Source organism: Amycolatopsis sp. WGS_07, assembly GCF_045278895.1.
Classification (GTDB): Bacteria; Actinomycetota; Actinomycetes; order Mycobacteriales; family Pseudonocardiaceae; genus Amycolatopsis.
Window position 1 is genome coordinate 5,689,458 of record NZ_CP136053.1, and the last position, 22,506, is coordinate 5,711,963.

14 protein-coding genes and 1 pseudogene are annotated in these 22,506 nt (G+C 70.5%); 13 read left to right on the forward strand and 2 right to left on the reverse strand.

Annotated elements, in window-relative coordinates; genetic code table 11:
- Positions 1–24: 24 nt before the first annotated feature.
- Positions 25–1,263, reverse strand: a complete 1,239-nt coding sequence (rocD, locus tag RPX00_RS26965) for an ornithine--oxo-acid transaminase (protein ID WP_406629488.1) — start codon at positions 1,261–1,263, stop codon at positions 25–27.
- Between the two features lie 183 nt (positions 1,264–1,446).
- Between rocD and RPX00_RS26970 the strand changes: the two genes are divergently transcribed.
- The 12 genes from RPX00_RS26970 (at position 1,447) to RPX00_RS27025 (ending at position 20,034) form a co-directional block, all read left to right on the forward strand.
- On the forward strand, positions 1,447–2,301 hold the full coding sequence (locus tag RPX00_RS26970; protein WP_406629490.1) for a PPK2 family polyphosphate kinase: 855 nt from the start codon (positions 1,447–1,449) through the stop codon (positions 2,299–2,301).
- A 21-nt stretch (positions 2,302–2,322) separates the two neighbouring features.
- Positions 2,323–4,413, forward strand: coding sequence for a prolyl oligopeptidase family serine peptidase (locus RPX00_RS26975; protein ID WP_406629491.1), 2,091 nt, complete (start codon positions 2,323–2,325; stop codon positions 4,411–4,413).
- Positions 4,414–4,777: 364 nt separating this feature from the next.
- Complete coding sequence (locus RPX00_RS26980) at positions 4,778–6,262, forward strand: pyridoxal phosphate-dependent decarboxylase family protein (protein WP_406629493.1); 1,485 nt, start codon at positions 4,778–4,780, stop codon at positions 6,260–6,262.
- Positions 6,259–7,551 (forward strand): lysine N(6)-hydroxylase/L-ornithine N(5)-oxygenase family protein, encoded by a 1,293-nt coding sequence (locus RPX00_RS26985; RefSeq protein WP_406629495.1) that lies wholly within the window; start codon positions 6,259–6,261, stop codon positions 7,549–7,551. The genes RPX00_RS26980 and RPX00_RS26985 overlap by 4 nt, the downstream gene beginning before the upstream one ends.
- Entirely contained in the window at positions 7,548–9,341 is a 1,794-nt protein-coding gene (locus RPX00_RS26990) for an IucA/IucC family protein (RefSeq protein ID WP_406629496.1), read from the forward strand. Before RPX00_RS26985 ends, RPX00_RS26990 begins: the two co-directional genes overlap by 4 nt.
- Positions 9,338–10,642 carry a glutamine synthetase gene (locus RPX00_RS26995; protein WP_406629498.1) on the forward strand — a complete coding sequence of 435 codons (1,305 nt, stop codon included), beginning with the start codon at positions 9,338–9,340 and terminating at the stop codon, positions 10,640–10,642. Before RPX00_RS26990 ends, RPX00_RS26995 begins: the two co-directional genes overlap by 4 nt.
- Before the next feature lie 51 nt (positions 10,643–10,693).
- Positions 10,694–12,106 carry a Si-specific NAD(P)(+) transhydrogenase gene (sthA, locus tag RPX00_RS27000; protein ID WP_406629500.1) on the forward strand — a complete coding sequence of 471 codons (1,413 nt, stop codon included), beginning with the start codon at positions 10,694–10,696 and terminating at the stop codon, positions 12,104–12,106.
- A gap of 57 nt (positions 12,107–12,163) precedes the next feature.
- Entirely contained in the window at positions 12,164–14,116 is a 1,953-nt protein-coding gene (locus tag RPX00_RS27005) for an intein-containing Rv2578c family radical SAM protein (protein WP_406629501.1), read from the forward strand.
- Positions 14,117–14,685: 569 nt separating this feature from the next.
- Entirely contained in the window at positions 14,686–16,482 is a 1,797-nt protein-coding gene (aspS, locus tag RPX00_RS27010) for an aspartate--tRNA ligase (protein ID WP_406629503.1), read from the forward strand.
- A 52-nt stretch (positions 16,483–16,534) separates the two neighbouring features.
- On the forward strand, positions 16,535–17,476 hold the full coding sequence (locus tag RPX00_RS27015) for a DUF389 domain-containing protein (protein WP_406629505.1): 942 nt from the start codon (positions 16,535–16,537) through the stop codon (positions 17,474–17,476).
- 69 nt (positions 17,477–17,545) lie between these two features.
- The gene (locus RPX00_RS27020; protein ID WP_406629507.1) at positions 17,546–18,733 is read left to right on the forward strand and encodes a phosphotransferase; all 1,188 of its coding nucleotides are present in this window, start codon (positions 17,546–17,548) and stop codon (positions 18,731–18,733) included.
- Positions 18,734–19,191: 458 nt separating this feature from the next.
- Positions 19,192–20,034 carry an SGNH/GDSL hydrolase family protein gene (locus tag RPX00_RS27025; protein WP_406629508.1) on the forward strand — a complete coding sequence of 281 codons (843 nt, stop codon included), beginning with the start codon at positions 19,192–19,194 and terminating at the stop codon, positions 20,032–20,034.
- Here RPX00_RS27025 and RPX00_RS27030 read toward each other — a convergent pair.
- Positions 20,000–20,755 carry a metallophosphoesterase family protein gene (locus RPX00_RS27030; protein WP_406629510.1) on the reverse strand — a complete coding sequence of 252 codons (756 nt, stop codon included), beginning with the start codon at positions 20,753–20,755 and terminating at the stop codon, positions 20,000–20,002. The two genes, RPX00_RS27025 and RPX00_RS27030, sit on opposite strands and share 35 nt — an antisense overlap.
- A gap of 68 nt (positions 20,756–20,823) precedes the next feature.
- Here RPX00_RS27030 and RPX00_RS27035 point away from each other — a divergent pair.
- Positions 20,824–22,191 (forward strand): annotated as a pseudogene (locus RPX00_RS27035) (replication-associated recombination protein A); the annotation flags it as partial.
- Positions 22,192–22,506: the final 315 nt, after the last annotated feature.

The following is a 22,506-nucleotide window of genomic DNA, read 5'->3' on the forward strand; positions in this document are numbered from 1 at the left end:
GGAAAACGGCGGTCACCGGGTAGCTCAGCCGCGCACGACCTGCGCGATCGCGTCGACGCCGCGGTCCAGTTCGGCTTCGGTGATCACCAGCGGCGGCGCGACCCGGAGTGTGCGGTCGTGCGTTTCCTTGCACAGCACGCCCAAACCGGCCAACGCCTCGGACGCCGCCCGTCCGGTCGGACCGCCCGGCGCGATGTCGACGCCCGCCCACAGGCCGCGTCCGCGCACTTCCGATACACCGTTGCCGACCAGCTTCGCCAGCCGCTCGTGCAGGTGTGCGCCGAGTTCGGTGGCCCGCTTCTGATACTCGCCGGTCTGCAGCAGCCGCACCACGGCACGGCCGACCGCGCACGCCAGCGGGTTGCCGCCGAAGGTCGAGCCGTGTTCGCCCGGCTTCAGCACGCCCAGTACGGCACGGCTGCCGACGACAGCCGACACCGGGACGATGCCGCCGCCGAGAGCCTTTCCGAGCGTGTACAGGTCGGCGCGGACGCCTTCGTGCTCCAGCGCCAGCACGGTGCCAGTACGCGCGAGACCGGACTGGATCTCGTCGGCGATCATCAGTACGCCGTTCTCGTCGCACAGCCGGCGCACTTCGGCGAAGAACCCCGGCGGTGGCACGATAACGCCCGCCTCGCCCTGAATCGGCTCCATCAGCACAGCCGCCGTACGCGGCGTGATGGCCGCCTTCACTGCTTCAGCGTCGCCGTACGGCACCTGGACGAAGCCCGGTGTGAAGGGGCCGTAGTCGGCGCGCGCGGTTTCGTCGTCGGAGAACGAGACGATGGTGGTGGTACGGCCGTGGAAGTTCGACCGTGCGACCACGATTTCCGCAGTGCCCGCCGGAACGCCCTTCACCTGGTACGCCCACTTGCGCGCGACCTTCACCGCGGACTCCACTGCCTCGGCCCCGGAGTTCATCGGCAGCACCATTTCGGTGCCGGTCAGCTCGGCCAGTTCGCGGCAGAACAAGCCCATCTGGTCGTGGTGGAACGCGCGGGAGGTGAGCGTGACGCGGCCCAGCTGCTCGGTGGCGGCGGCGATCAGCTCGGGGTTGCGGTGGCCGAAGTTGAGCGCGGAATAGCCGGCCAGGAAGTCCAGATAGGACTTGCCGGCCACGTCGGTCACCGAAGCGCCCTCGGCTTCGGCGATCACGACCGGCAGCGGATGGTAGTTGTGCGTGCTCCATTGCTCGTCGAGCGCGATGAAGCCGTCGGAGGAGGTGGGACGCGCGGTGCCGGCAGGCTGGACGGACGCTGTCATGCGTTCAGGCTAGAGGCCGTTCGCGGGGAGTTCAGCCGGGAAACGTTGCTTTCCCCCGTCGTTCGTTGCGCAATCAGGGGGTCTGACCGGCGAATCGCTGCGCGGCTCGCTCGACCGGATGACACCCGGCCGGACGGCCGGGAAGTCCCCGGGATCGGCGGCCGGTCCGGTTATCGTCCCGGGATGGCGAAGAAGCAGCAGAACGGAAACCGGGTCCGCGACGCGCTCCGGGCGGGCGACGAGCTGCCGGACCCGGCTTCGTCGCCCGTGGGGCCGGAAAAGAAGGAAAAAGGCGGCAAGAAGCTGGCGTCCGCCGGGGAACAGCTCGCCGGGTTGCAGGAAGCGCTGTACGCGGAGGGCATCGGCGGCGGCGAACGCAGTGTGCTGCTGGTGTTGCAGGGGATGGACACCTCCGGCAAGGGCGGCACCGTCGGCCACGTGCTCGGTCTGGTGAACCCGATGGGCGTGCAGTACGCCGGGTTCAAGAAGCCCACGGCCGCCGAGCGCAAGCACGATTTCCTGTGGCGCATCCGCAAGAAGCTCCCGTCGCCGGGGCATCTCGGCGTGTTCGACCGCTCGCACTACGAGGACGTTCTCGTGCCGCGCGTGCTCGGCCAGCTTCCTGCCGCTGAGCGACGGCAGCGCTACACGCAGATCAACGCGTTCGAGAAGGAACTGACCGACAACGGCACCGCTGTCGTGAAGGTGTTCCTGCACATCTCGCCCGAGGAACAGCTCCGTCGCCTCACCGCGCGGCTGGACCGGCCGGAGAAGCGGTGGAAGTTCGACCCGTCGGACATCGAGGCGCGTCGGCAGTGGCCTGCCTACCAGCAGGCGTATGCCGACGTGTTGAAGCGCACGTCCACTAAGCACGCTCCGTGGTATGTCGTGCCCGCCGACCGCAAGTGGTACCGGAACTGGGCCGTCGCCGAGCTGCTGGTGGAGACGCTGGCCGAGCTGGACCCGAAGTTCCCGGAGCCGACTTACGACATCGACGAGCAGCGGGCGGCGCTGCAGGGTGTTGGCGTTTCCGGCTGAGCATCTGAAAGAGTGCTGGTCGTGACCGATTTCGCACTCGACGATGTTCCGTTCCTCCGCCAGCAGGCCCGCACCCAGCGGTTCACTCTCGGCGCGCCCAAGCAGTTCCGGGTCGCCCCGGACGGTTCGCGGGTGCTGTTCCTGCGCAGCGCCACCGGTACCGACCCGCGGCACAGCCTGTGGTCGTTCGACCTCGCGACCGGCGAGGAGACGAAGCTGATCGACGCCGCCGAGCTGGTGTCCGGCGACGAGGACCTGCCGCCGGAGGAACGCGCGCGGCGCGAGCGGGCCCGGGAGACCGGCGGCGGCGTGGTGGCGTTCGGCGTGGACGACGCGTTCACCGTCGTCACTTTCACGCTGTCAGGCAAGCTTTACACGCTCGACCTCGCGAGCGGCGAGACCCGGATCCTGGTCGACGGGTCCGTGATCGATCCGCGGCCGAACCCGACCGGCACGCACGTCGCGTACGTGCGCGAGCGCCGGCTGCACGTGATCGAGCTGGCGACCGGCGAGGACCGCGTGCTCGCCGGCGAGGACAACGAGGACGTCACCTGGGGCCTCGCGGAGTTCATCGCGGGCGAGGAGATGGCCCGCACGCGCGGCTACTGGTGGGCGCCGGACGGGCGCAGCCTGATCGTCGAGCGCGCGGACCGCGGACCGGTGCCGCGCTGGACGATCGGCGACCCGGCGAACCCGCAGCAGCCGGCGAACGTCGTGGCGTATCCGTCGGCAGGCTCGCCGAACGCCGAGGTGTCGCTGGCCGTGCTGAGCCTGGACGGAAGCCGCGTCGACGTAGTGCCGGGCGACTGGGAATACCTGGTCACCGTGCACTGGTCGGCGGGCGGGAAGCCGCTGCTGGCCGTGCAGCCGCGGGACCAGAAGCGGCTCACCGTGCTCGCGCTGGACCCGGCCGACGGGTCTGTCGCCGAGGTGCACACCGAGACCGACGAGCACTGGGTGGAGATCTTCCAGGGCGTGCCCGCGTGGACCTCGGACGGCGAGCTGGTGGTGGAAAGCGCGGCCGACGGCGACCACCGGCTCGTGGTCGGCGGCAAGCCAGTCACGCCGCCGGGGATGCAGCTGCGGATGGTGCTGCACGTCGGCGACGAAATCCTTTTCACCGCTTCGGAAGACGACCCGACGCAGATCCACCTGTACCGCACCGAAGACGGCTCGGTGCGTCGACTGTCCACAACGGACGGTGTGCACGTCGGCTCGGGCAGCGCGGCTCTCACGGTGCTCTCCTCGTGGAGCCTCGACCACAGCGGTCCGAAGGTCACCGTGCTGCGGGACGGCATCGAAGTGAGCGAGATCGAATCGTCCACTGTGGACCCCGAGATCGTGCCGAACTTGACCTGGCTCACCCTCGGCGAACGCCGGCTGCGCGCGGCTTTGGTGCTGCCGCGCGGATACGAGCCGGACGAGGGCAAACTGCCGGTGCTGCTCGACCCGTACGGCGGCCCGCACGCGCAGCGGGTTCTCCAGAGCCGCAACGCTTTCCTGACCCCGCAGTGGCTCGCCGACCAGGGCTTCGCCGTGCTCATCGTCGACGGCCGCGGCTCGCCCGGCCGGGGACCGGCGTGGGAGAAGGAGATCGCCGGCAAGCTCGCCGACGTCACGCTGGCCGACCAGGTCGACGCGCTGCACGCCGCCGCGGCCGAGCGTCCCGAACTGGACCTGGACCGGGTCGCGATCCGCGGCTGGTCCTACGGCGGCTACCTGTCCGCGCTCGCCGTGCTGCGGCGGCCGGACGTGTTCCACGCGGCGGTCGCGGGCGCGCCGGTCACCGACTGGTCGCTGTATGACACCCACTACACCGAGCGCTACCTCGGCAAACCGGAGGACGAACCGGAAAGCTACGAGCACAACTCGCTCATCGCGAGCGCCGGTTCGCTCGAACGGGCGCTGCTGATCGTGCACGGCCTGGCCGACGACAACGTCTTCCCGGCGCACGCGCTGCGGCTTTCCTCGGCGCTGCTGGCGAAGGGACGTCCGCACGGCTTCCTGCCGCTCGCGGGGGCGACGCATATGACGCCGCAGGCGGAGGAGGTCGCGGAGAACCTGATGCGCACCCAGGTCGCTTGGGTACACCGGGAGCTAGGCAGTGTTTGATGGCGCCGGCTTCGCCGGCGCGGCGGGATCGCCTTTAGTCGGCGTGTCGAGGAACAGCGCACCCGGCCCGGGGGGCCGTGCACGCTGCTCCTCGACACGCCGACGCGATCCCGCGTTTCGGTCCAGTCGGAATCCAGAGGGGCTGACCGCGTCGGTGCTGCCGACCGGCGACGTCTTCGGGGTTCCGGCGCGCTGAACTCCGCGGAACGGCCGGTGCTCCCTTGGCGGGGCACCGGCCGTTTCGTGCGTGCGGGGTGTTTCGCGGGTGCACCGCGAGCGGTGTGCGGACCCGGTCGCGGGCTGCCGGTGCGTGCCCGTACTGTTGCTCAGGGTAAGGCAAGGTTACCCTAAGAAAGGCGGCTCCATGGCGGATGCGCGCTCAGCGCCGGCGGCCTCGTCCGGCGTGGCTTCGGCGGAGTGGCTGGCGGGCGGTCCCGGCGGCGCGGACCGGCTGGCCCGGCTGCTTCCGGCGGCGTTGCGCGGGATGGCGGCGGGCATGGCGGAACGCGGCGGCCCGGTTCCGGCAGGCGGTCCGGCCGCGGTGGCGGCGGCGCTCGCCCGGTCTTCCGGTGCGGCGCGGTACGGAGTGGGCGCCGAACAGGCCCTGGAAGAGCTTTCCGCCTTGCTCGCCGCCGGATCCGCCGATCCAGCCGACCCGGCGTGCGCCGCGCATCTGCACTGCCCGCCGCTGGCGGTTTCGGTCGCCGCCGATGTCGTCGCGTCCGCGCTGAACCCGTCCATGGACTCGTGGGACCAGGCCCCGGTCGCGAGCGAGATCGAGCGCGAGTTCACCACCGGCATCGCCCGGCTCTGCTACCCGGACGCCGCCCGTCCGGACGCCGTCGTCACCTCCGGCGGCACCGAGTCCAACCTCCTCGGACTCCTTCTCGCGCGGGAATCCGCGGTGACCCGACCGGTCTGCGGGGCCAATTCGCACCACAGCGTCGCTCGCGCCGCATGGCTGCTCGGGCTGCCCGCACCGGTCGTGGTGCCGTGCGCGGACGACCGCATGGTCCCGTCTGCGCTGGCCGAGACGTTGGCGTCGCTCGGTGCGCAGGCCGTGGTCGTCGCGACCGCAGGCACGACGAACACCGGCCGGATCGACCCGTTGCCGGAGATCTCCGAGATCTGCCGCCGGACTGGCGCGCGGCTGCACGTCGATGCGGCGTACGGCGGTCTCGCGCTCTGCAGCGACCGCCTTCGCACCCGCGTCGCCGGTCTGGAGCTGGCCGACTCGGTCGCGCTCGACCTGCACAAATTCGGCTGGCAACCGGTCGCCGCCGGGGTGTTCGCCGCTCGCGAGGAGAACGATCTGCGCGCGCTGACCGTCCGTGCCGAGTACCTGAACGCCGACGACGACACCGAGGCCGGACTGCCCGATCTGCTCGGCCGTTCGCTGCGCACCTCCCGCCGCCCGGACGCGTTCCGGATGGCGGTCACGCTGCGCGCGCTCGGCACGGCGGGGATCGGTGCGCTCGTGGAACGCTGCTGTGCCAACGCTTCCGGGGTGCACGCGATGGTCGAAGACCACCCGGCGCTGCGGTCGTGGGGCACGCCGGAACTGTCCACAGTGGTCTTCCGCCCGCTGGCGGCGGATGAGCTGCCGGGGGCGGCCGGGGACGACCTGGTCGCGCAGGTGCGGCGCACATTGCTGGAGGAGGGTACAGCGGTGATCGGCCGCGGCGCGTTGCCGACCGGCCCGGACGGTGAGTCACAGCTCTGGCTCAAGCTCACTCTCCTGCACCCGCACACCGAAGCCGCCGACTACCGAGCGCTGCTCGACGCGGTGGCGACGGTCGCGGCGGACCTGCGCGCGACCGTCGCGCGGGAAAGCCCGGTCGCGTCGTGAGGCGTTACGACGTCGCCGGGGTCGGGATCGGGCCGTTCAACCTGTCGCTGGCCGCGCTGGCGGATCCGCTCGACCAGCTGGACGTCGTGCTGTTCGACGCGCGTCCCGAGTTCCGCTGGCATCCCGGCCTCCTCGTGGACGGCGCGACGCTGCAGGTGCCGTTCCTCGCCGACCTGGTGACGCTCGTCGACCCGACCAGCCGGCACTCTTTCCTCAACTACCTGCGCGAACGCGGCCGGCTGCTGCCGTTCTACTTCGCTGAGCGGTTCCATCTGCCGCGCGCCGAGTACGACGACTACGGCCGCTGGGCGGCGGCCCGGCTGCCGTCGTGCCGGTTCGGGCACGAGGTCACCGGCCTCCGCTGGATCGACCGCGAAGAGGCGTTCGAGCTGACCGTCAGCGGCGCGGAACCGGTGTTGGCGGCGGCAGTCGTGCTCGGCGTCGGTACTCAGCCGAGCGTGCCGGAACCGTTGCAGGCCTTGGTTTCCGCGCCGGACGTGCTCGCGCTGCACTCCGCTGACTACCTCACGCGGCGGTCCGAGCTGATCGCCGCGGATTCGGTGACGGTGGTCGGTTCGGGGCAATCGGGGGCCGAGGTGTTCCTCGACCTGCTGCGCTCGCGGTCCACTATGGACGGTCTGCGCTGGCTCGCGCGGACGCCCGCCTTCGCGCCGATGGAGTACTCCAAGCTCGGCCTGGAGCAGTTCACCCCGGACTACACGGCGTACTTCCACGGCCTTCCCGAAGCGGTCCGCGACGAGCTGCTCCCGAAGCAATGGCAGCTGTACCAAGGGATTGACGCCGAGACGATGGCGGAGATCCACGACGAGCTGTACCGCCGGAGCATCGGCGGCGGCTGGCCGGGCGCGATGCTGACGCCGGGTGTCGAGGTGGTGTCCGCGACCGTCGGCGACGGGATCGAGCTGGGGCTTCGGCACGCCCAGCAAGGAACGACCGCGACCCATCGGACGTCCGCCGTGGTCGCTGCCACCGGCTACGCGGAGACGCCGACCGGGCCGCTGCTGCAGGGGCTCGGCGACGCGGTGCGCCGTGACGCGCAGGGGCGGCTCGTCGTCGGGCCGGACTACCGCGTCGAACTCGACCTGCCCGGGCAGTTGTTCGTGCAGAACGCGGAACGGCACACGCACGGCCCCGGCGCGCCGGATCTCGGGCTCGGCGCGTGGCGAGCCGCGGCGATTCTCAATGCTGTGTGCGGAAAACCAGTGTACGACCTGCCCGAGCGAACCGCGTTCACCACTTTCGGCCTTACCCAGACGGAGGACCAGTGACCCTGACCGACGACGCTGCGTGGCGGGCCGCTGGCTCGCTCGTCACCCACAAAATGCTCGGCGAGCTGTCCTACGAAGCGATGCTGGTGCCAGTGGCGGGCGAACCGACGCGGGCTGGGCACCGCAGCTGGCAGCTCGATCTGCCTGGCGAAGTCTCGTACCGCTTCGAGGCCCGCCGAGGCGCGTTCGAGTCGTGGACAGTCTTGCCTGGCAGCGCAATCCGGATCGCCGGCGGAACCGAAGGCCCGGCGGACGACCCGCGCACGCTGATCGTCGACGCGCGCGAACGGCTCGGTCTCACCGGCCTGCGGCTGGCCGACGTCCTCGCCGAGCTGACCTCGACCGTCGCCAACGAGGCGACCCGTCTGCGCCGCGCACCGAGCGCCGCCGAACTGTCCACGATGGACTACAACCTCGCCGACGGTCATCTCACCGGCCACCCGAGGCTGGTGGTCAACAAGGGCAGGGTCGGTTTCTCCGCCCGCGACCGCGCCCGCTACGCACCCGAATCCGGTACCGACATCCGGCTCCGCTGGTATGCCGTGCACCGCGATCTCGCGCAGTTCCGCAGCGTGGCCGGGCTCGACGCGGAGACCCTGCTGCGCGAGGAGCTGGACGACCGCACCCGAGCCGAGTTCGCCGCCCGCACGGCCAGCCTCGGCGATCCCGCCGACTACGTCTGGGTGCCGGTGCATCCTTGGCAGGCCGACGAAATCATCGGCACGCTCTACGCGGCCGAGCTGGCGACCGGGCAGATGGCCGAGCTGGGGGAGAGCGGCGACGTCTACCGTCCACATCAGACTGTGCGAACCCTGGCCAACCGCTCGCGGCCGGACCGGCGCGACGTGAAAACCGCGGTGTCCGTGCGAAACACGCTCGTCTACCGCGGCCTGAACTCCGCGGCGACGCTCGCCGGACCGTCGGTCACCGCATGGCTGCGCCGGATCGACGCGGCCGACCCGTTGCTCTCCGAGAAGTACCGCTTCGAGCTGCTCGGCGAGGTGGCGAGCGTTTCGGTCCGGCATCCGCTGTTCGGCTCGCTGGAGGAACTGCCGTACCGGTTCCACGAGACGCTCGGCGCGTTGTGGCGCGAGCCGCTCGTCGCCCGGCTCGCCGACGGGGAACAGGCGATCTCGTTCGCCGCGCTGCCGTACCGAGATGCCGGCGGCGAGACCGTGCTGACCAGGTTGATCACGCAGTCCGGCGAGGGGGCGGAAGCGTGGCTTTCGCGGCTGTTCGACCTGCTGCTCACACCGTTGCTGCACTGGCTGCTGCAGTACGGCGTCGGATTCTGCCCGCACGGCCAGAACCTCGTGCTGGTGGTGGACGCGAACGGCAGCCCGCTGCGCGTCGCGATCAAGGACTTCGCACAGGGCGTGGACCTGCTCGACGAGGAATTGCCCTGCTACGCCGACCTTCCGCCAGACGCGGCCGCCGACATGCTGCGCTGGCCGGCGCATCTGCTCGCGCAGTCGCTGTTCAGCTCGGTCTTCTCCGGGCAGCTGCGCTTCTGGGCGGAACTGCTGCTGGACGACCTCGACCTGGCTCGCGGCGATTTCTGGGCCTTGGTACGCGAGGTCGTCGGCCGCTATCGCGACGAAAACCCCGATGTGGCCGAGCGTTTCGACGCTTGCCGGCTGTTCGCGCCGGACGTCGAGCGGGTCACGCTGAACCGCGAACACCTCGCCGGACAGGGCTTCGACAAGGTCGAGCGCGACGACGAGTTCGACGTCCGCTGGGGCCGCGTGCCGAATCCGTTGCACAGCCCCGATCCGGACGGTGCCTGGTGAACCCGTTCGACCGTCCGGTCGGGCCGCGGTCGCTGGCCGTGCGTGCCGAAGCGGGTTCGGCGGCTGCGGAAGTGCTGCGTCGCATGCTCGCCGAGGACGGCGCTCGGCTGGTGCTTTTGGTGCCGGATCCGCACGCGCGCTTCGCGGCGGTGGAGCTGGCCGCGCCGTTCGCCGCCGAGGTCGTGGACAGCGGATACGGCGTGTGCAGCTACATCTTCGCCTGGACGCCGGAGCGCGAACCGTTGCCAGAGGTCGGGCCGCTGAAGCCGTACCTCGGCGGGTTCAGCGACCTGCGCGTGCGGCTGGACGCGGCGACGGCGTTTCCCCTTGGCGACCGGACTTGGGCGGTCGTCGGGGACGCGGAGTTCCCGTCTGGCGAACCGGCCGGGCTCGCGCCGCGGACCGTGTTGCGGACGCAGCTGACCCGGTTGGAGGAACACGGGCTGGTGCCGTCGATCGGGATCGAGCACGAGGTGGTTTTCCGTACGCTGGAAGGGGAACCGCTCACCGGGCACGGCGTGGACTACGCCCTTGGCGGCACCGAACGCCTCGCGCCGCTGCTGGCCGATCTGCGGTCCGCGACGGCTGGTCTCGGCGTGGAATCGGCGCGGGCGGAGTGTCATCCGGGCCAGTACGAGGTCGTCCTCCGCCACCGTGACGCGCTCGCCGCCTGCGACGACGCGTTGCTGCTGCAGCTGCTGACCCGTCGGGTAGCTGCGCGACACGGTGCGCAAGCCGACTATCTGGCCGCGCCGGAACCCGGTCAGGGGAATTCCTGCCACGTCCACCTGTCACTGTCCACTTCAGACGGACTCCCGTTCGCACTGGACGCTTTTCTGGCCGGAGTCCTGCGAGACGCGCGGGCGTTATCCGCGGTGTGGGCCCCGACGTGGAACAGCTACGTCCGGCTCCGGACCGCGCCCTTCTCGCCGCGCGAGTTGCGCTGGGGGCCGGACGACCGGACCTCCTCGATCCGGCGGTGCGGCACGTCATCCGCGCCGCGCCTGGAGTTCCGCTTCGCTGGCGCGGACGCCCAGCCACACCTCGTCGTCGCCGCGCTGATCGCCGCGGGGACGGCCGGGCTGGACGAACAGTTGTCGCCGCCGGAAGCAGGTTCTCTGTGCGGAGAGCTGGCGGCGTCACCCTGGGAGGCATTGGCGTTGCTGGAAGAGGGACGGCTGGGCGCATTGCTGGGGGAGGACGTGGCGGCGCAGCAGGCCGCCTTGCTGCGCGAGGAACTGGACGCGGCACTCGGGTCGGTGACCGATTTGCACCGCCGCCGGGGTGCGTTGCGGTCGTGACCGTCCTGCTGGGACTTGCGCGGACCGGCTCGAGTGCGCAGTCTCAGTGCGGTGAGCGACTACGAGTACGACCTCATCGTCATCGGCTCGGGCCCGGGAGGGCAGAAAGCCGCCATCGCGGCGGCGAAACTGGGGAAGAAAGTCGCCGTCGTCGACCGGCACGACATGGTCGGCGGCGTGTGCGTCAACACGGGCACCATCCCGTCGAAAACGCTGCGCGAAGCCGTGCTGTACCTGACCGGGATGAACCAGCGCGAGCTGTACGGCGCCAGTTACCGGGTGAAACAGGACATCACCATCGCCGATCTCATGGCGCGCACGCAGCACGTCATCGGGCGCGAAGTCCAGGTGGTGCGCGCACAGTTGCTGCGCAACCACGTCGATCTCATCGGCGGCGTTGGGTCGTTCGCCGATCCGCACACCGTCCTGGTCGACGGCAAACACCGCGGCGACCGGCGCACCATCACCGGCCACTACGTCGTGATCGCGACCGGCACCAGCCCCGCGCGCCCGGACCACGTCGACTTCGACGCCGCCCGCGTGCTCGACTCGGACGAGATCCTGGCGATGGAGACCATCCCGTCCTCGCTGGTCGTGGTCGGCGCGGGCGTGATCGGGATCGAGTACGCGTCGATGTTCGCCGCGCTCGGCTCGCGGGTGACCGTGGTCGAGCAGCGCGACCAGATGCTCGACTTCTGCGATCCGGAGATCGTGGAGTCGCTGAAGTTCCAGCTGCGCGACCTCGGCGTCACGTTCCGGTTCGGGGAGAAGGTCGCGAACGTCGCGGTCTCCGACGAGGCCACCGTGACGACTCTGGTGAGCGGCAAGCGAATCCCGGCGGACGCGGTGATGTACTCGGCGGGCCGCCAGGGCATGACCGGTGCGCTGGCGCTGGAAAACGCGGGCCTCACCGCGGACCGGCGCGGCCGGCTGGAAGTCGACGAGCACTACCGGACCTCGGTCGAGCACGTGTACGCGGTCGGCGACGTGATCGGGTTCCCGGCGCTGGCGGCGACGTCGATGGACCAGGGCCGGCTCGCCGCCTACCACGCGTTCGGCGAACCGGCCAACGACATCGGTGCCTTGCAGCCCATCGGGATCTACACGATTCCGGAGATCTCGTACGTGGGTGCGACCGAGGCGCAGCTGACGTCGTCGTCGGTGCCGTACGAGGTCGGCATCGCGCGTTACCGGGAGCTGGCGCGCGGCCAGATTTCCGGGGACAGCTATGGGATGTTGAAGCTGCTGGTGTCGACGGCGGACCGGAAGTTGCTGGGAGTGCACGTATTCGGCACCGGAGCGACGGATCTCGTGCACATCGGCCAGGCCGTGATGGGCTGCGGCGGCACGGTGGATTACCTGGTGGACGCGGTGTTCAACTATCCGACGCTGTCCGAGGCGTACAAGGTGGCGGCGCTGGACGCCACGAACAAGATCCGCGCTTTGGAGCGGTTCGCGGGCTGAGCCGGGCCTCGCTCGTTCGAGGGGTGTTCGAACATATGTTTGACAGTGCTTTAGAACATGTGTTCGACTGTAGGGGTGCGTTGGGAACAGTTGCGAGCGGGGAAGGAGGAGCCGGCACTCCCCGGTCTCGGTGCCTTCGGAGATGTCGTGCGGTCGGTGCGGGCGCCGGAGTTCGGCGGCGTCACCTTCCATGAGGTGCGCGCCCGGTCCGTGCTGAACCGGGTGCCCGAGTCGTCCGCGGTGCCGTTCCGGTGGTCGGTCAATCCTTATCGCGGGTGTTCCCACGCGTGCACGTACTGCCTCGAGGGCGACACGCCGGTGCTAATGGCGGACGGCCGCGCGAAGCCGATCGCCGAGCTGCGCGTGGGCGACCGGATCATGGGCACGCGCGGGCACGGCGTCGCGCGCAGGCTGGTGCCCACCGAGGTGCTCGCGCACTGGACCACGGTGCGCCCGGCGTACCGGGTCACGCTCGACGACGGCACGCGGCTCGTCGCCGGGCCGGACCACCGGTTCCTCAGCGCGCGCGGCTGGAAGTACGTCACCGGCAGCAAACTCGGCACCGCGCAGCGTCCGCACCTGGAACCCGGCACGGAACTGGTCGGCGGCGGCCGGTTCACCCGCACACCGGACGACACGCTCGGCTACCGCGCCGGATACCTGTGCGGAATGCTGCGCTCCGGCGGATTCGCCGCGGAAGCAGACGCAGCCACGCGAGCGCTGGCGTACCTGCCGGATTTCGGTTCGTCGGTGAGCTTCATGCGCATCCCCCGGGAACCGGATGCCCATTGGGCACGCGGATTCCTCGCCGGGCTGTTCGACCTCGCCGGCGGCTACCGGCGCGGCACGCTGTCCATCGCGCACGACGAGAACGAAGTGGTGGACATGCTGTTCGCCGCGCTGGACCGGTTCTCGTTCGGCTACGAGACGGTGGGCCACCGCCAGCACCCCGGCCGCCGCCAGGCACGGCTGACCGGAGGAACCGGCGAGGTGCTGCGGTTCCTGCACCTGGCCGACCCGGCGGTCGAATGGAAACGCTCGCTCGACGGCACCGTGATCGGCGGCGTCCGGCGCACGGTCACCAGCGTCGCACCGGTGGGCCTGGAGCTGCCGCTGTTCGACATCACCACCGGCACCGGCGATTTCGTCGCGGACGGGATGGTGTCGCACAACTGCTTCGCGCGGAACACCCACACGTACCTGGATTTCGACGCGGGCCGGGATTTCGACACCCAGGTCGTGGTCAAGGTCAATGCCCCGGAGGTGCTGGCCGCGCAGCTGAAACGGCCGAGCTGGCAACGAGAACCGGTGGCGATGGGCACGAACACCGACCCGTACCAGCGCGTCGAAGGCCGCTACCGGCTGATGCCCGGGATCATCCGCGCGCTCGCGGACTCCGGGACGCCGCTGTCGATCCTCACCAAGGGCACCATGCTGAGCCGGGACCTGCCGCTGCTGGAGTCGGCGGGCAAGGACGTCCCGGTCCACCTGGCGGTGTCACTGGCCCTGCTGGACGGCGACCTGCAGCGGCGGCTGGAACCAGGCACCCCGACCCCGCGCGCCCGGCTGGACCTGATCCGAAAAGCCGCCGACGCCGGGCTGCCGTGCTCGGTGATGGTCGCACCGGTGCTGCCGTACTTGACGGACTCGCCCGAGGCGCTGGACCCGCTGCTCGCGCAACTCGCCGAGGCCGGAGCGACCAGGGTGACGGTGCTGCCGCTGCACCTGCGCCCAGGCGCGCGCGAGTGGTTCGCGGCGTGGCTGAAACGGGAATACCCGGAGCTGGCTCCGCGATACCGGCGTTTGTACGCGCGGGGAAGTTACGTCGACCGCGGCTACCGCGAACGCCTGGCGACGGTGGTCGCCCCGTTGCTCCGACGGCACGGGCTGGACCCGCGGGCCCCAAGAGCGCACGCGGAAACCCGCGCGGAACCAGGGGAGACCGGGGAATCGGGTGCGGTGGTGCCGGAACAACGGGCGGGGGAGGCGGAACAGTTGCGATTGCTGTGACCCGCCGGGCGCGGCGACTGGGCGGAGCCGGGAGCAGTCCGGACGAACCGTGCTGTGCACGCGGGCGGGCGGGCCCGGGGGCCGCCCGCCCGCGTGCCTCGGAAAACTGCGATCCGCAGACCCCTCGAGCAAGGGAGCCGACCATCGTGCGCCAACCCAGCGGCGGGGCAGCGCGGGGGTGAGCCCACGACTCTGCGGGGGTCCCGTCGCCGACTGAGCCTCGTGCCGCGCATTGGTGCCGTGAGCCGAACCAGCTTCGTCTCGCGATCCGAACGCGCCCTGCGAACCTCATCTCGAACTCGAACCCGAACCCGAACCGTCCTTCCGGGCCAATCCGGTCAAATCGGCATCGCCACAGCCCCGCGCCGCCCGTGCGAGCGAAAGTTCACCCGACCCCCCCACCCGGCCACCACGGCACCATCCCAACCGCCGCCCGTCCCTCCCAGTCAAACCTGCTCGCGCCCCTCTTCACCGGGTTCGTTAGCCTCTGTATCCGGCGAAATGCGTGTCCGGCGAAATGCCGACCACCCGCCGCACCGAACTTCGTGGACCTAGGGAGAGCAGTCGCAGTGCTCCGCACTCATCAAGCCGGCACTCTGCGTGCCGGGCAGGCCGGTCAGACCGTCACCCTCACCGGCTGGGTGGCGCGGCGGCGCGATCACGGCGGAGTCATCTTCATCGACCTCCGGGACGCCAGCGGCGTCGCGCAGGTCGTCTTCCGCGAGGGCGAGATGGCCGAGCGCGCGCACGCGCTGCGCTCCGAGTTCTGCGTGAAGGTCGTCGGCGAGGTGTCGCAGCGGCCCGAGGGCAACGCGAACCCCGACATCCCCACCGGCGACATCGAGGTGCTCGCCACCGAACTCGTCGTGCTGTCCGAGGCCGCTCCGCTGCCGTTCCCGATCGACGACCGGGTCGACGTCGGCGAGGAGGTCCGGCTCAAGTACCGCTACCTCGACCTGCGCCGCAGCGGTCCGGCGGCCGCGATCCGGCTGCGCAGCGAGGTCAGCCGCGTCGCGCGCGAGGTGCTGCACGGGCAGGACTTCGTCGAGATCGAGACGCCGACGATGACCCGCTCCACCCCGGAGGGCGCCCGCGACTTCCTGGTCCCGGCGCGGCTCAAGCCCGGCTCCTGGTACGCGCTCCCGCAGTCGCCGCAGCTGTTCAAGCAGCTGCTGATGGTCGGCGGCATGGAACGCTACTTCCAGATCGCCCGCTGCTACCGCGACGAGGACTTCCGCGCCGACCGGCAGCCCGAGTTCACCCAGCTCGACATCGAGATGAGCTTCGTCGAGCAGGACGACGTCATCGCGGTCGGCGAGGCCATCGTGAAGGCGCTCTGGAAGCTGATCGGCCACGAGATCGCCACGCCGATCCCGCGGATCACCTACCGCGAGTCGATGGCGAAGTACGGCTCCGACAAGCCGGACCTGCGCTTCGACCTCGAGATCACCGAACTCACCGACTTCTTCTCGGACACGCCGTTCCGCGTGTTCCAGGCCCCGTACGTCGGCGCGGTCGTCATGGCGGGCGGTGCCTCGCAGCCGCGCCGTCAGCTCGACGCCTGGCAGGAGTGGGCGAAGCAGCGCGGCGCGAAGGGCCTGGCGTACGTCCTGGTCAACGAGGACGGCACGCTCGGCGGCCCGGTCGCCAAGAACCTCTCCGAGACCGAGCGCGCGAACGTCGCGGAAGCCGCGGGCGCGAAGCCCGGCGACTGCATCTTCTTCGCCGCGGGCAAGGTTTCCGCCGCGCAGCCGCTGCTCGGCGCCGCGCGCGACGAGATCGGCCGGCGGCTCGGGCTGATCGACGAGGACGCCTGGTCGTTCGTGTGGGTCGTGGACGCGCCGCTGTTCGCGCCGGTCGAGGACATCGGCGACGACGTCGCGGTCGGCTCCGGCAAGTGGACCGCCGTGCACCACGCGTTCACCTCGCCGACCCCGGAGTGGATCGACAAGTTCGAGCAGGACCCGGGCAACGCGCTCGCCTACGCCTACGACCTCGTCTGCAACGGCAACGAGATCGGCGGCGGCTCGATCCGTATCCACCGCGAGGACGTCCAGAAGCGCGTGTTCGCGCTGATGGGCCTCGGCGAGGAGGAAGCGCAGGAGAAGTTCGGCTTCCTGCTCGAAGCGTTCCAGTTCGGCGCGCCCCCGCACGGCGGCATCGCGTTCGGCTGGGACCGCATCGTGATGCTGCTGGCCAAGGCCGATTCGCTGCGCGACGTGATCGCCTTCCCGAAGACCGGCGGCGGCTACGACCCGCTGACGGCCGCGCCCGCGCCGATCACCGCGCAGCAGCGCAAGGAAGCCGGGATCGACGCGAAACCGGCTGTCCCGCAGAGCAAATCGGCTGCTGCTCAGGGGAAGTAGTGGCCACGCGCAGCGTGTCCGTTGAGGGTGGCTGGCGGGGCGGGGCGGGCTAGTGCTGCATCTCAGGGCAATCTGCCCGCCGGAGCGCACGGACGAGACGCTGGAGCTGCTGCGCACCCACCCGGGCGCGGCGCATCTGATCGTGCACCGCGGGGCGTCCGTCTCGCCCGAGGGCGACCTCATCGAGGCGGACATCGCGCGGGAGGCGGCAGACGAGATCGTCGACGCCTTGTGCACGCTCGGCATCGACCGCACCGGCGGCATCACGATGGAATCGCTGGACACAGCGCTCTCCGATGCCGCCGACGCGGCCGAGGAGGCCGCTCCCGGCGAAGGCGCGGACGCGGTCGTGTGGCAGGAGCTGCTCGGCCGTACCGGCGAGGAATCGCGGTGGAACGCCACGTTCCAGGCGTTCCTCGCCATCGCGTGCCTGCTGGCCGCGGTCGGCGTGCTGACCGATTCGTCGGTGACCATCGTCGGCGCGATGGTCGTCGGCCCCGAATTCGGCCCGCTCGCCGCGATCGCGGTCGGCGTGGTGCTGCGCCGCTGGGACCTGGTGCGCCGGGCCGGGGTCGCGCTGGCCGCCGGGTTCCCGATCTCGATGGCGATCACGCTGCTCGGCGTGCTGCTCGGGAGCACGGTCGACCTGTTCGATCCGCACGCGATCGTCAACAACCACCAGGTCGATTTCGTGTACCAGGTCGGGCCCGCGTCGTTCGTGGTCGCATTGCTCGCCGGGGCCGCCGGAATGCTCGCGATGACATCGGCGAAATCGGCCGCGCTGGTCGGCGTGTTCATTTCGGTGACGACCGTGCCCGCGGCCGGTTACGCGATGGTCGCGGCCGTCGCCGGACGCTGGGACCGGGCCGGTTTTTCGGTGCTGCAGCTGCTGGTCAACCTCTTCGGAATCGTTCTTGCTGCGGCCATTGTGCTGATCCTTCGCCGCCGCAAGCAACGTTCGGCGGCTTTGCTGCGTCCGCTTTCCCGTGGGTGATTCCGGGCGCGTCCCGGCGCCCGGAACGTTGTGGTCATGGTTGCTCAGTCACGAGTAGGGTCGGTGACAATGACAGTCGACACCTCTTCCGCCGGCGACGCCGGAGTCCGGGCGGAAGCCGGGGAACTCGCCGTCGCCGCGGCCGTCGCGGCAGGCGAGGCGGTGCTCTCGCGCCGGTTCGGGAGCGCGATCACGCTGGTCTCGCCCGAGCACCTCTCCGGAAGCGGACCGGCGACAGTCGTCCGGGCGCGCGTCGTGTCGTCCTCGTTCGCGCTGCCGCGCACCCTGGTGGTCAAGCACTATCCGGACCCGCCGGAACCCGGCCGTCCCGACCCGTTCGCGCAGGAAGCCGTGAGCTACCAGCTGTTCACCGCGCTGGCCCCGGACGAGCGGATGTGCCCCGAACTGCTGGCCCACGACGGCGGCGACCGCGTCCTGGTGATCGAAGACCTGGGCCGCGCACCGACCTTGCGAGACAAACTGGCCGCCCGCGACTCCCGCGCCGCCGAACGCGCCCTGCTGTCCTGGGCCCGGTCCCTCGGCAGGCTGCACGCGAGCACCGCGAGCCGGGAAGCCGATTTCAACGCCCTGCTACGCCGCCTGGGCGGCCCCGTACGCACCGACAACGACGGCCTGTCCGGCCTCGCTGAGGACGTCGAAGGACTCCTGTCCGAACTGCTGGACGTCGCCGTCCCCGAGGCCGTGCGGGAACGCATCGCCGAGGCCGTCGCCCAGGCGCGTTCAGCCGCCTTCCGCGCGTTCAGCCCCGTCGAACTGGCCCCGGAGAACAACCTGGTCACCGGTGCCGGAGTCCGCTTCCTGGACTTCGAACGAGGCCGCGTCCGCACCGCTTTGGTGGACGCGTCCTGCCTGCGCCTGCCCTTCGTCTCCGACCCGCGCGCGATGGCGCTGCCCGCAGGCATGAGCGAGGCGATGATCGCCGCCTGGCGAGCCGAAATCGTGGACGTGTGGCCGTCCTTCGCCGACGACGTCGAGCTGGCGAAGCAACTCACTATCAGCGAGATGCTGCAGGTCTGGCAAATCACGAGGGACCTGCTGCCCCGCCTGAACCTCCGCCGCCACGCAACCCCCGTCAGCAGGGAAGCCGCCCTGGTCACGTGGTGGCGCGAACTGGCGAGGCACGCCGGCTACTCCCGCCTCACCGAGGTCGCCGAACACTCCACGAGAGTCGCCGCAGCACTGGCCGCCCGCCTGGGCCCGCACGCCGACCTGGCCTTCTACCCAGCCTTCCGCTGAGTCCGTGAGGGCCACCTTCACGGACTCAGATTCCCTCAAGGGGTCCTTCACGACCCGCCCCCGCCGCCCCCGCTGCCGCCGATGCGCCCCAATGTGGCATTGGTTGCGCAGGACGCACCGAACGCCACATTGGGTGCACGCAACGCACCCAATGCCACATTGGGGCGCAAGCCCCGCCCCCACCCGAAACCGCCACCGATGCACTCAACTCACCAGTGCACCCACACCACCCCCGCACCCCGATACGAAGCCAAAATGCGGTCTGAGGGTGCTTGTCAAGGCATCTTTCCCGCCTTGACAAGCACCCTCAGACCGTCATCACAATCGGGCTTCGGGGTGCCCCGACGCCAGCACAAAGCAATGTCGCCGCCAGGCGACGAGCCCCGGCACACCGGAAGTTCCCACCTCCGTCCATACCGCGTTACCTCCCCATCACCAGCGGTGAGCTTCCATCCCCGATGGTCATAGCCGTGACCGTGATCAGCGTCGGAGTCACCCCAACCCCAGCCCCACAGGCACCCCCACAGCCACCCCGCCAAGCCACCCGCCTAGCCGTCCTAGGCGACTCAACAGCAGTAGGCCTAGGCGACCCCCTCCCCAACCGAGGCGGCTGGCGAGGAGTAGGCCCCCTAGTAGCCGACGCACTAGGCATAGAAAAAGCTGGCTACCTAAACCCGTCCTTCACCGGCGCCCGAATGGCCTGCGTCCGCACCGACCAACTCCCCCTGGCGATCGCACACCAGCCAGACGTAGCCCTGGTCATAGTCGGTATGAACGACACCCTCCGCCCGGACTTCAACCCGGACAACGTCGCCGCCGACCTCACCGCGATAGTCCGCGAGCTGACCGCCATCGGCACCACAGTCCTCCCGGTCCGCTTCCACGACCACAGCAAGGTTTTCCGCCTCCCGCCGTCGCTGAAACGAGCCCTGAGCGCCCGAGTCGCCGAGCTGAACGAGGCCATCGACCGCGTAGTCGAAACCGAAGGCATCGGCTGCCTGAACCTCGACACTCTCCCCGGCGCCTACGACCTCACCGTGTGGAGCGTCGACCGCCTCCACCCGTCCGAACTGGGCCACCGCCTGCTCGCGCAAGGCTTCACCGACCTGGCCGCGACAGCCGGTTTCGCCGTGCCGGAGCCAGTCAGCCTCACCTGCTCCGGCGGCGTAGAGCCAAGCGCGGCAGGACACTTCGGCTGGCTAGTCGCGAAGGGCGTCCCATGGCTGTGGCGACGCGGCCGCGAATTCCTGCCCTACGCCGCGGTCATCATGTGGCGTTCGTTCCGCGAGCGCGTGGGCTGAATACCCGCAACGCCTCCGCATCAGACGCTGGATTCCGCAGATAATCGTCGCTCCAGCCCTGAATTCCGGGATACTCCGACGCTTCCGCCATCTCCTGGCACGCAGCCTCCACGTCGAACCCGGTGCGCCGCAGTTCGACGCCAGGACCGAGCCGCGCCCAGTGTGCACCGGTTGTGCCGTAAGGCATTCCGACGCTTCCCGGGTTCACGATCCGACGCCGGTCGGCCAGCCGCAGGAACGGCATGTGCGTGTGCCCGCACACCACCGTCTCCGCCGTGACGCCGTCGAGGACTTCCTCCCAGCGCGACAACGGACTGTCGACCAACGCGACCTCTTCGTCATCGCGCGGAGTGGCATGGCAGAACAGCACTTCGCCGAGCCCGTCGATTTCCAGGGTCACCGTCAACGGCAACCCGGCCAGCAACGTCACCTGATCCGGCCGCAGTTGCTCCGCCGCCCACGGCGCGATCGGATCCGGGATTTTCGTGTCTCCGCCGCGGGCGAGCGTGACGAGTTCGCGGTCGGCGTTGCCGCGCACCCACACCGCGCGGTCGCCGAGCGAAACCAGCCGGTCGAGCGTTTGCCGGGGCAGCGGTCCGGCGGCGAGGTCGCCGCACAGCACCACCAGATCCGCCGCGCGGACGTCGGGTTCGGCGAGAACCGCGTCGAGGGCGGGCAGCACGCCGTGGATGTCGGACAGCACCGCGACCGAAGAGACCATCGCCCCAGTCTGCCCGCCGCGGGGCCGGGCGAGCGGGATTGTCGGTGCGGTCGGATACCGTCGTCAGCGTGGCACAGGACGAACTCTTCACGGTGAACCCCGACGTGGGGCCGCCGCCGGAACCCTCCGGAGCGAACCAGGCCGAACCGCAGGCCGACCCGGCGACGTCGCCGCTCGCGGTCCGGATGCGCCCGCGCACGCTCGACGAGGTGGTCGGCCAGCAGCACCTGCTGCGGGAGGGCGCTCCGCTGCGCCGGCTGGTGGAGGGGGCCGCCCCGGCGTCCGTGCTGCTCTACGGCCCGCCGGGCACCGGCAAGACCACGCTGGCCAACCTGGTGTCCATCGCCACCGGCCGCCGGTTCGTCGCGATGTCCGCGCTGTCGGCGGGCGTCAAGGAGGTGCGCGGCGTCATCGAGGAGGCGCGGCGGCGCCGGCAGTACAACACCGAGAACACCGTCCTGTTCATCGACGAGGTGCACCGGTTCTCCAAGACCCAGCAGGACGCGCTGCTCGGCGCGGTCGAGGACCGCACGGTGCTGCTGGTGGCGGCCACCACGGAAAACCCGTCGTTCTCGGTCGTGTCGCCGCTGCTGTCGCGGTCGCTGGTGCTGCAGCTGCGTCCGCTCACCGACGACGACATCGTGGCCGTGCTCGAACGCGCGCTGACCGACGAGCGCGGCCTCGGCGGCGAACTCACCCTCACCGACGACGCGCGCGCCCACCTCGTGCGGCTCGCCGGGGGCGACGCGCGGCGGGCGCTCACCGCGCTGGAAGCGGCCGCGGACGCCGCGTCCGCCACGGAGAACAAGACGATCGACCTCGCCGTCGTCGAGTCCACAGTGGACAAAGCAGCGGTCCGCTACGACCGCGACGGCGACCAGCACTACGACGTGATCAGCGCGTTCATCAAGTCGATCCGCGGGTCGGACGTCGACGCGGCTTTGCATTACCTGGCACGGATGATCGAGGCGGGGGAGGACCCGCGGTTCCTCGCCCGCCGGCTCGTGGTGCACGCGAGCGAGGACGTCGGGCTCGCCGATCCGACGGCGTTGCAGGCGGCGGTGGCGGCGGCGCACGCGGTGCAGTTCATCGGCATGCCGGAGGGCAGGCTCGCGCTGGCGCAGGCGACGATCCACCTCGCGACAGCGCCGAAATCGAACGCCGTGGTCACCGCGATCGACACCGCGCTGAGCGACGTCCGGTCGGGGTCGATCGGCACCGTCCCGCCGCATCTGCGCGACGGGCACTACGCGGGTGCGAAGCAGCTCGGCAACGCCAAGGGCTACCGGTACCCGCACAACGTCCCGGAGGGCGTGCTGGCGCAGCAGTACCCGCCGGACGAGCTGGTCGGCCGGGACTATTACGAGCCGACCCAGCGCGGCGGGGAGCGGACGCTGGCCGAGCGGGTGCCGCGGCTGCGGCGGACGATCCGGGGGAGCGGCAGAGCTGACCGGCGTCCCGATGGCCGGTACCTGAGTGAACGTCGCCACTTTCTTCCCGCCGGAGGCCCGGCCGGGAACATCCGGGCGTCCGGCTGGTTGATCCTCTTCAAGGAGAGGGGAGCCGCGATGACGCTGCTGACCGTGTGGCCGGACGACCAGCCCGGGCACGTGCTGTTGCGGACAGAGGACACCGGCGCGATCGTCGCGGAACTCGCCCGGATCGGCGCCGGGTTCGCGCGGTGGCCGGTGGACGGCGGCGGGCTCGCGGAGGCGGAGCTGCTCGCCCGGTACCAGGAGCGGATCGACGCC